Origin of the sequence: Aeribacillus composti, from assembly GCF_007827555.1 — a bacterium.
Classification (GTDB): domain Bacteria; phylum Bacillota; class Bacilli; order Bacillales; family Aeribacillaceae; genus Aeribacillus; species Aeribacillus composti.
This window is the reverse complement of sequence record NZ_VISS01000051.1, coordinates 1-10633: the sequence shown is the minus strand read 5'-3', so window position 1 is coordinate 10633 and position 10633 is coordinate 1. Positions and strand designations below refer to the sequence as shown.

Sequence of the window (10633 nt, the reverse complement as noted above, 5' to 3'; positions counted from 1 at the left end):
CTTTAAATTCTGCGGTATATCGGTTTCTTTTTTTCATGGTATCATTATAACTTATTTATCACGCTCATGTGTCTCACCTTATGGGAGCATTATATTAATAACTTCTTGAGGCTCTTTACTTTCCCCACTAATTATGGAGTAACCAAAATTCCCCTCAATTCCGCCGGAACCTTAACATCCCCAACCCCTTCCATGGCGAATCCTATTTGCCGGTCAGGGTTCGCATTTTTCAGATTTGCTATGGCGTTGTCTACGAATCGGCCGACTTTAGGCGCACCGTTTGCTGCGCCGGTTTTCAAATGCTGCAGTATTTCTAATTCATTAGCCTCCTACTCGATGTTTAGGGAAGCTAAAGCTACATAGTGAATAACCGTGAGAAAGAAATTTTATATGTTTTTCCAGTTTGAAAAGTTCGTGAAATTTTTCAAACTGTGGGAAAATGTTCAAATGGAAAGGATAAGTCCCGACATCTTGCCAAGTTATTGTTAAAAATTAGATTTTAATATAACTTAATTGTAAGCGCTGACAGTTTATAGTTGCAACTATAAGCACCTTGACATTTTTGCTATGGCAATCATCTTTTGCATGAAATAACAGATCCCACAAATTACTTCTTAAGTATTGTTATTTAATTGCTAGTAAAGGAGTGGATCAAGGATGATGCAAAAAATCCAACGGTTCGGTGGGGCGATGTTTGTGCCAGTATTATTATTCCCATTTGCGGGGATACTTGTAGGTCTCACAATTTTATTTAAAAACGGGGATATTATGGGTTCTTTGGCTGATCCAGATGGAGCATGGTATAAATTCTGGACGGTAATAGAGGAAGGTGGATGGACAGTATTTAATCAAATCCCGTTGCTTTTTGTTGCCGGCATCCCTATTGGATTAGCGAAAAAAGCACACGCGAGAGCTGTTTTAGCAGCACTCGTAACCTATTTAACTTTCAATTATTTTGTAAACGCTATTTTAACGATTTGGGGGGAAAATTTTGGTGTCGATTTTAGCCAAGAAGTTGGAGGAGTGAGCGGGTTAACGGAAATTGCCGGTATTAAAACTTTAGATACAAATATTATCGGTGCGATTGTTATTTCTTCCATTGTTGTTTTAATCCACAATCGATATTTTGACAAAAAACTACCAGATTTCCTAGGTATCTTCCAAGGAACATCCTTTGTTGTCATTGTTTGTTTTTTTGCTATGTTGCCTCTTGCCTTGCTTACCTCGTGGGGATGGCCGATAATTCAGAACGGAATTGCTTCTTTACAAGGGTTTTTGGCTTCCTCTGATGTATTAGGGGTTTGGTTGTATACATTCCTTGAAAGAATCTTAATTCCAACGGGGCTGCACCATTTTATATACGGTCCTTTTATCTACGGCCCGGCAGTTGTTGATGGCGGAATTGCAAAATATTGGATGGAGCATTTATCGGAATATGCAACAAGTGCTCATTCATTAAAAGAAATGTTCCCGGAAGGCGGTTTTGCTTTGCATGGTATGTCCAAAATTTTTGGAATCCCTGGCATTGCATTAGCGATATACGTAACAGCAAAACCTGAGAAAAAGAAAATCGTATCAGGTATGTTGATTGCAGCAACTTTAACATCTGTTGTAGCTGGGATCACAGAACCGATAGAGTTCACATTTTTATTTGTTGCTCCTCTTCTATTTGCTGTACATGCATTTTTAGCAGCTTCTATGGCTGCGGTGATGTATGCGTTTGGTGCAGTTGGTAATATGGGTGGTGGATTGTTAGAAATTGCCAGCTCCAACTGGATTCCGTTATTCAAATACCATACTTCCACTTATATCACTCAGTGGATAATTGGATTGGCATTTACGGTTATCTATTTTTTCACGTTTCGTTATTTAATTGTAAAGCTAAATGTAGCTACCCCAGGTCGTGAAGCAGATGACCAAAAAGAAGTAAAACTGTATACAAAAGCAGACTACAAAGCTAAAAAGCAAGCAGAAAATAAAAATAGTGCAAATAAAGAAAATGCTTATTTTGTTCAAGCTAGTGAATTTTTAGAAGCTCTAGGCGGATCTTCTAATATTGCCGATGTAACAAACTGTGCTACAAGACTCCGCGTAACAGTAGTAGATGAATCAAAAATAGCGCCTGATAGCCGATTTAGATCAGCTGGAGCCCACGGAATTGTTAAGAATGGGAAAGCAATTCAAGTGATAGTCGGTTTATCGGTTCCACAAGTAAGGGAACAATTTGAGAATTTATTGAGTGATTCTAGCAAAAAACAATATAAAGAAAACTGAAAGGCTCCACATTTACTTGCAAATTCTAAAATGTTGTTTATTTGACAAGCGGGAAAATTCCCTTCTTATGGGAAATAGAACTGAACTTGAGATAGCGACCAGAATGGTTAAGAAATATTGTTTTCATACAAATGAATTGTTATAACTTGGATGAAAGAGGATATTGCATTAAAGGAGGAAACCTAAAAATGAAAAAATTCTCGGTATTAATTGCAGGCGGGGGAAGTACTTTTACTCCAGGGATTGTTTTGATGTTATTAGATAATTTATATAAGTTTCCAATTCGGAAATTAAAACTTTATGATAATGATGAGGAACGTCAAGCAACAATTGCAGGAGCTTGCGAAATAATTCTCAAAGAAAGAGCTCCGGAAATAGAATTTTTGGCAACAACAAATCCTGAAGAAGCCTTTACAGATGTTGATTTTGTCATGGCGCATATTCGTGTAGGAAAATATGCAATGCGTGAATTAGATGAAAAAATACCTTTGAAACATGGTGTAGTTGGTCAAGAAACATGCGGGCCAGGTGGAATTGCATATGGAATGCGTTCTATTGGAGGAGTATTAGAATTAATTGATTATATGGAAAAATACTCTCCTAATGCATGGATGCTCAATTATTCCAACCCAGCAGCGATTGTAGCTGAAGCGACGCGCCGTCTCCGTCCTCATTCGAAAGTACTTAACATTTGTGATATGCCTGTCGGGATTGAAGAACGTATGGCGCGAATTTTAGGGTTAAAATCTCGCAAAGAAATGACGGTAAGATATTATGGATTGAACCATTTTGGATGGTGGACGGATATTCGCGACAAAGAAGGAAATGATTTAATGCCTAAATTAAAGGAGCATGTTGCAAAGTACGGGTATGTTGTCAATGATAGCGGAGACAATCAGCATGTTGATGCTAGCTGGCAAGATACATTCTTAAAAGCGAGAGACGTATATGCATTAGACCCAGATACGTTGCCAAACACATATTTAAAATACTATTTATTCCCGGATGAAGTAGTGGCAAATTCTAACCCGAATTATACAAGAGCAAATGAAGTAATGGAAGGCCGTGAAAAATTTGTTTTCGGCGAATGTAGAAAAATAATTGAAAATCAATCCACAGAAGGCAGTAAACTTCATATAGATGAACATGCAGCATATATTGTAGATTTGGCGCGTGCCATTGCTTATAACACTCATGAAAGAATGTTGCTTATTGTAGAAAATAAAGGGGCTATTTCCAATTTTGATCCGACCGCAATGGTGGAAATTCCATGCATTGTCGGCAGCAATGGTCCTGAACCGCTATCGATCGGGGAAATCCCGCAATTCCAAAAAGGATTAATGGAACAACAAGTATCTGTGGAAAAGCTAGTGGTAGAAGCATGGATAACAAGGTCTTACCAAAAATTATGGCAAGCAATAACATTATCAAAAACAGTACCGAGTGCAAAAGTTGCTAAAGAAATATTGGATGATTTAATTGAAGCAAATAAAGATTTCTGGCCTGAACTTCATAAAGATGATGTGGTAGTGAGCGAATTTTTTTAAGATGATCGATTTTATCAAACAAAAAGTACAAAAGGGTAACAATCTTTTGTACTTTTTTGTTTCACTCCTCCTTCTGTTAATGAATAATTATTTTTTGCCAAGCAGCAGACTTACACCTTTTTTTCCTTTAAACTAAGTATTGTAGTGTTCTGGCATTACATTTGGCTGCTTCCGAAAGAATGTAAAGGATAATAATCCAGTACAGTTCCATATAGTTCTGCCAGCGAATTTATTCGCAGTTAACGGCACGGCTATTGGAGATGACAAGAGCAAACATAAATTATTTATTGAAGGAGGGGATATGGCTTGAGATTAGAAGAACTTATTAATAAACATTATAAAAAATTAAATGAGACAGATTTACACATCTTAAAGTACATTATGAATAATAAAAATACTTGTTATTCGTTAGGGATTAATAATCTAGCTGAAAAATGCAATGTTTCCCGCTCTTCAATATTGCGGTTGGCACAAAAATTGGAATTTAGTGGATATAGTGAATTCCGAGTGTTCTTAAAATGGCAAGGTCGAGAGGATCCGGTAGAAGAAAAAAGCGGTGTAGAAATTTTGCAGGAAGATCTTCATGAAACAATCAAATATATTCAAACCAAAGATTTTTCGGATGTTTGTGAATTGATATATAATGCCAATCAAGTATTTGTTTTTGGGACGGGCACTGCACAATTACATTGTGCATTAGAGTTGCAAAGAATGTTTCTGCCGCTTCAAAAGTATTTGAATGTTATCCACTCTCAATTGGAGTTTGAAATAATTGTAAAGGATTTGCAGAAAAACGATGTTGTGATCATTTTTTCTTTATCAGGAGATACACCAACAATTTTTCCTGCAGTGCAAAATTTAGTTGCCAAAGGAATTCCTTTTATCTCTATAACAAATTTAGTAAATAATCGTTTGGCTAGAATGACTCCGTATAATTTATATGCCAGGAGTTCAAATCTCGCAAGCCATAACGGAACAAAATTGAAAACATTTGCCCCTTTTTTTATTATTGGAGAAGCTATTTTTAGCCATTATGTTGACTACCTGAAAGAGAAAAAAGAAACAATTGAAAGGGCGGGAAAAGATGAAGACGCATAATACAACGTGCCAACAAAAACATTCGAATGATTCCCCTTCCATATTACAAAGTTTGCGCATTTTTAAAATATCGGTCATCTTTTTTATACGTCCCATTTCTCTTTCTTAATTATTTATATATAATGTCGCTGCAGGCAAACCAACCTTTTTTTGCTCAAGTAAAAGAGGATCCTTTCATTAAAATTTGTTTGTGTTTGCCATGTTAAATCTTTTTTTGGTGTATTGACAAGAATGGTGTTGTCAGATTTATAAAACAGATCCAGTTAGAAATAGGAAGGTTGGCGATTTCATTATTGCTGGTTGAAATATATTTGGCAGTATGTTGCTTCTTTTAGCTATTAGCAAATACCGGAAAGCACATAAAGAATTAATAAAAAATAGTACGTTGAACCGGAAGGAAAAAGGAGCAAATTTAAGATTTGTCGGCAGTACCATTATTGTTGGATTGCTGTCTGTTCTTTGTCTTGTCTTTATTATTAAAATACAATTTTCATAAAATTATTATAGATAGAAAGAAGGAATTAGTATGTTAAAAAAAATATTTGCGAAAAATCCCAAAACTATTATAGAAGAAATTTTTTCACCTATGTATGGCGAAGTAATTTCATTATCAGAAGTACCGGATCCCGTGTTTGCCCAAAAGATGATGGGGGATGGGATAGCGGTTATTCCTAAAGACGGAAAGGTTGTGTCCCCTGTAAAAGGACAAATTATTCAAGTATTTCCTACTAAGCACGCAATAGGTATTCGAACAAAACATGGGTTAGAAATATTAATTCACGTTGGACTAGATACGGTTGAATTAAATGGTGAAGGTTATGAAGTAACTGTGAGTGAAGGGCAAAAAGTAAAAATTGGAGATCCCATAATGAATGTTGATATAGAATTTATTGAAAAAAATAATAAAGAAATCGTAACGCCAATTATTATTACAAATAGCGCTGAAAAGACTGAGAAAATAGTTGTGCGGGAAGCTGGTGAAATACAAAGGGGAGAGTATATATTGAAATGCTATGTTGTAAATTAGGGCAATTTCATTCTAACATCCGAAATACCGCGAAAAATTTTGCGAATCCCCTAGATGATGCACATTCTTACCAAGCATTTGTGCATTTTCCAAATATATTTCTGTAAAATGATGCAAGTTATTTTCTACAAGAAGAAAATTCAGAGTGTTGCAGTATATCTTTATCAAAATTTTGTATAAATATACATATATGTGATCTATCCATCAAGGGCTTGACATGGATCCTCTGTAGCCATGATTCTTTAGCCAAGCGCCAGCTTCAACAGTTTTGGCAAAACCAAAAAAGGTTATCATGGCTCCTCCTCCATGTAAAGCTCCTTTGCATATCACTGCATAAGGATTTTGCAATTCTCTGCACTTTTATTTTCAAAAAACAAACCTATTGTAATTAAGTTTATTATAATCTCCCTGTTCTCCGTGTCTAATTTTTAGACTAACATCACTCTTGGGCTTTCTTCGACTTTCGTAATTTGACACCCACAATATATTCCATGCCCAGTTCACGAATTTGATCTAAGTTGGCTTCACTAACCATTCCGCGGTCTCCCACTAGAATGACTTTCTGAATAGGATAGCGCTTCTTCAGATCTCCAACCACCATGCCAAATGTCTTCGTATCATGCATGTTTCCAGGGAAGACTTGATGCCCAATCGGAATCCCTGTTTTGGTCATTAATAAGCCAATCACGACTTGTTTTCGATCTCCACGATGATCTTTGGAGTAACCATAGTGAGCCAGCAGTTCGTCTGCTTCCTCTCCTTCGAAATAGGTGCTTGTCGTGTCGTAAAACACGATATCTACTTCTAATGAGGTTAAATCGGTTAAATGTCCATAAAGTTGTTCCTCAATTTTTTCTTTTTGTTCACTTAAGAAGTCTAATGCACGATAGTAGTGATGGAGTTGAATGTCTGAAAGACCTTCTGCATAAATCGTGTCGATCCATTGTTTGAAGATATAATGCTTACTATTGGGATCCATGAGACGGTTTAACACCATAGCAAAAATGGCTTCGTCATACTGAGAAGCAGCCTCGGAATCATCCATGATTTTACGTAATAGCCGACCAAGCCCTAACTTTTCCCATACCTTTCGGAACAGATAAACCGGCCCAAACTCTTTTGTCCAAAGCACGGAGACAGAAGAAGAAGAGCCTTGCCCGTGAATTCGGTCAAAGTAACGCTCTGAAAATTTGGCTAATCCCTCGATTATGTTATCGACAGAGCCATTCTCTAATAAATGTTCTAACCTCCCTAGATTACTAATTCATGTTTGATTTTACGTGTACCATAGTTTTTGCGGCTTTTCTGGAAAATTTCCAGAATGGCAGCTGTCAGTTCATCTTCTGCATTACTTTTTTCTTTTACTTCGTAATAATAGGTACTTCTTGGAAGTTGTAGGACATCGCACATTGCTGATATCGAGTATTTGTGTCTGTTATTCTTGATCACATTTACTTTTGTCCTAGTATCAGCGCGGCTTGCTTTAAACTATCATTCTCCATCAATAAACGCTTGTTTTCTTTTCGAAGCTGGATCAATTCATTTTCTTCTGGAGAACGATTGTCCTTTTCCTTAAATGAACCGGATGTTTTGCTTTGTTTGATCCATTTGTCCAAGGCTGAAGGCGTTAAATCATATTCACGAATAATATCTTTTCTTGGTTTCCCATTTTCATAAAGCTTGACCATTTGAGCCTTGAATTCTACAGTGAATGTTCGTCTGTTTCTCATTTTTAAACTCTCCTTAACTGTGGTAGTGTTGAAGTAGACCACCAAAACAGTGGGTTTGCGACGAAACTTGACATGGAGCCTCTGCGGGCATGCTTTCCCAGCCAAGAAGTCAGATGATGTGTTCATCTGTCTCGCCGACAAGGCTAGCATACCCGCCACTCCAAGTAAAGTTTCTAGTACGGATCCTTTATGTTTAATAAGCAGTATACCCAAATTTGGTGTTTAGTCTACTTGACCTTAATTTTATTGTCCAGTTAAGTGTAGCCGATTCAATCAATTATAATTCTTTTTAGAGTATTACTTAACCAAGTTGTGTCCATAAATCTATACTACAACTACTTAGTTATATTATTTCGGTATTTATTGTTTTACTTATATAATAAAACCAAGTCTTATATCTTCAGATGATTATGTAAATGCTTTAGAAATGGGTATTCAACCAGAGGAAGGTAGTCAATATAATGTTGCACCATTTATAAAAAACTTTATAGATACTTATGTATTAAAATTACATCCTGAAATAAAAGTGTTTTTAAAAGATCAAGTGTATATGAATTTTGATTGAGTGAATAAATATTTTAATTTAAATACCATCATTAGATTAGTGTTTCCAACAGCCAATGGACCAACTAGCAGTTGTTCTAGATGCATTGCTAAATGTGGCACTTGCTGACCTAGATAAATAAAAATGGAGAAAAGAGAATCGGTGTGAATTCAAATTCTCTTTTCTCCTTATTTTTAAACTAGTTTTGTCCGAACAATTCCTAAATTAAAAACATAACTGCAGCTGCAATCGCATCTCCGATTGGAACAGCATATGATTTTGGAACTCCCATATTAGAAAGTGATTGTTGAAGTATTGCACTTAAACGGGATTGTGTATAATCCTCAAGTTCGTTAATTTTCTTTTGTGCATCTGCAATACCTTTTGCGATTTTACTGCTATTATTCTTTAAATATTTCGCTGTATCAGCATCAAGATATTTTGTGATTTTTGATAATGCAGAACCACCATATCTTACAATTTGTTCGGCTACTTCTAAGCCCATTTTAATTAGCCATCCTGTTTTTCCTGCAGCTTCAACCTCATCCCCAATTTCATCGTCAGTAGTTACTGAATTTTGGATGTATTCTTCAGTAACAACTGAATTATTACTTTGTTGACTTTTTGGAGCTGCAAGACTAGCACTTGGAAGAGTGAATGTTACTAGTAGTGAAAATACTAATAAACATGCAAGAAATTTTCTTGACATTAAAACCACCCCTTCAAGATTATTACAAGATTATTAAATTATGAGTTTATAATCCCATAATTTGTATTATTTGTAAACTATTTTTAATTTTTACTAAATTTAATTGCCTTCGGAACATCAATAATCCCTTTGCCATAAAGTTTAGGGTTTCCAAAAGGTTTTTTAGATTTTAATAATATTTTTCTTAACTCCTCTACATCAAGATTAGGTTGACACTCCAATACTAATGCAGCGACACCACTAACATGTGGAGCAGCCATAGAAGTTCCGGTAGCTAAAAAATATAATCCACTTTGAACAGTTGTATAAACGTAATCTCCAGGAGCTGATATATCTATTCGTTTTCCTGTACTAGAATAAGACGCCCTTTCTCCATTCTTATCTACTGCCGCTACAGCAATTACCTCGTCATATGCTGCTGGATACGTAACAGTATCCACTTTTTTTGTTCCTCCCATATTCCCCGCAGAAGCAACCAACAATATATTATTTTCATATGCTTTTTGAATAGCATTTCTTAATACACTATTATCTATTGTTGTTTGTAAGCTAAAGTTTAGTATATCTATATCATTTTCAATAGCCCATTCTATACCAGCTACTACATCGCTTATTGACCCTTTTCCGTTTGATTTCAAAACTTTAATTGAATATAATTCCACATCTGGTGCAACACCTATAATTCCATAAGAATTATCTAAAGCTGCTATAATTCCAGCGACTTTAGTGCCGTGTCCATAGTCATCATAATAATTCCCATTATTACCCACTATGTTGATTCCACCGCTAACTTTCAAATCTTTATGAGGATTTATCCCTGAATCTATAATGCCGACTTTAACATTTTTACCAGTAATATCTATTTGATGAGCATAAGTAGAACCGATATAATCAATATTCCAAGGAATCAATTGTTCTTGAGGATCAATATCAATGAGCCCCCAATCAGTTTCATAAGCTTCATCAATTTCCACTTCGACATCTAACTCTATACTTACGATCTCGTTATTATCTTTAATTCTTTGTATAGTTTCTGAAGAAGCCTCTATTAATACTGAAGATGAAGTATTAAACTGCCGAATAATTTTTCCCTCTTTTTCTTTAATGTAATCCGTATCCACTTCTTCTTTAAAAGTCACAAAATATCGTTGCTCATGGTTATTATCAGCAAATGTTTTGGGTATATTAAAAGTAAAAAATATTAGTGACATTATAATTACAAGTAGCATCTTATTATTCATTTTTTACATCCCTTCCAATTTAATGTAAAAGTAGTATATCGTTACAGTTTTTTTGTTATATAATAATAACCGATAAAAGAAAAAAATTAAAGGAGGAGTATGATGTTTGAAAATAAATTAGCCGATGAAAATGCGGTAAAGCAATATGATGAAGTTTTAAAAAGTATTGATTCTTTGACAGAAGATGAGGCTAAAACTGTATTAAAACAGATTTATATGAGATTAGATATTGTTAAGAACGGAAACAAAGAATATAAAAGCGAACAATGTGTAAAAGATTTAATATCCCAATTTAAAGATTTTGTTAGAATTGAAAAAATAAAAAAAGAAAATAATAAATAAAACAAATAAAATTCGCATAATTTAATAACTCAGCTTTCGCAGTCCAAAATCTTGTTTAAATGCTTGATGTAAATGGTTTTGGGAAGTACAAAATTATCATTTGACATTTTTTAAAACATAA

The 10633-nt window shown here is 35.0% G+C and carries 7 protein-coding genes and 2 pseudogenes; 5 read left to right on the top strand and 4 right to left on the bottom strand.

Features of this window, described 5'->3' with window-relative positions:
• Window positions 1–657 precede the first annotated feature (657 nt).
• From FB379_RS17680 to FB379_RS17665, 4 genes are all read left to right on the top strand, one after another.
• Complete coding sequence (locus FB379_RS17680; protein ID WP_144598525.1) at window positions 658–2274, top strand: alpha-glucoside-specific PTS transporter subunit IIBC; 1617 nt, start codon at window positions 658–660, stop codon at window positions 2272–2274.
• A 188-nt stretch (window positions 2275–2462) separates the two neighbouring features.
• The gene (locus FB379_RS17675; RefSeq protein WP_066250754.1) at window positions 2463–3821 is read left to right on the top strand and encodes a 6-phospho-alpha-glucosidase; all 1359 of its coding nucleotides are present in this window, start codon (window positions 2463–2465) and stop codon (window positions 3819–3821) included.
• A gap of 306 nt (window positions 3822–4127) precedes the next feature.
• Window positions 4128–4919 carry a MurR/RpiR family transcriptional regulator gene (locus tag FB379_RS17670; protein ID WP_094244504.1) on the top strand — a complete coding sequence of 264 codons (792 nt, stop codon included), beginning with the start codon at window positions 4128–4130 and terminating at the stop codon, window positions 4917–4919.
• A gap of 526 nt (window positions 4920–5445) precedes the next feature.
• Window positions 5446–5946 (top strand): PTS sugar transporter subunit IIA, encoded by a 501-nt coding sequence (locus FB379_RS17665; RefSeq protein ID WP_144598524.1) that lies wholly within the window; start codon window positions 5446–5448, stop codon window positions 5944–5946.
• Window positions 5947–6388: 442 nt separating this feature from the next.
• Here FB379_RS17665 and FB379_RS17660 read toward each other — a convergent pair.
• From FB379_RS17660 to FB379_RS17645, 4 genes and pseudogenes are all read right to left on the bottom strand, one after another.
• Window positions 6389–7210: pseudogene (locus tag FB379_RS17660) on the bottom strand (IS1634 family transposase); the annotation flags it as partial.
• Window positions 7207–7676: pseudogene (locus FB379_RS18875) on the bottom strand (transposase); the annotation flags it as partial. The pseudogenes FB379_RS17660 and FB379_RS18875, both read right to left, overlap by 4 nt.
• 764 nt (window positions 7677–8440) lie before the next feature.
• Window positions 8441–8929, bottom strand: coding sequence for a hypothetical protein (locus tag FB379_RS17650; protein ID WP_062678576.1), 489 nt, complete (start codon window positions 8927–8929; stop codon window positions 8441–8443).
• Between the two features lie 83 nt (window positions 8930–9012).
• Window positions 9013–10170 carry a S8 family peptidase gene (locus FB379_RS17645; RefSeq protein ID WP_066251638.1) on the bottom strand — a complete coding sequence of 386 codons (1158 nt, stop codon included), beginning with the start codon at window positions 10168–10170 and terminating at the stop codon, window positions 9013–9015.
• A gap of 102 nt (window positions 10171–10272) precedes the next feature.
• Between FB379_RS17645 and FB379_RS17640 the strand changes: the two genes are divergently transcribed.
• Window positions 10273–10512, top strand: coding sequence for a hypothetical protein (locus FB379_RS17640; protein WP_062678573.1), 240 nt, complete (start codon window positions 10273–10275; stop codon window positions 10510–10512).
• Window positions 10513–10633 lie beyond the last annotated feature (121 nt).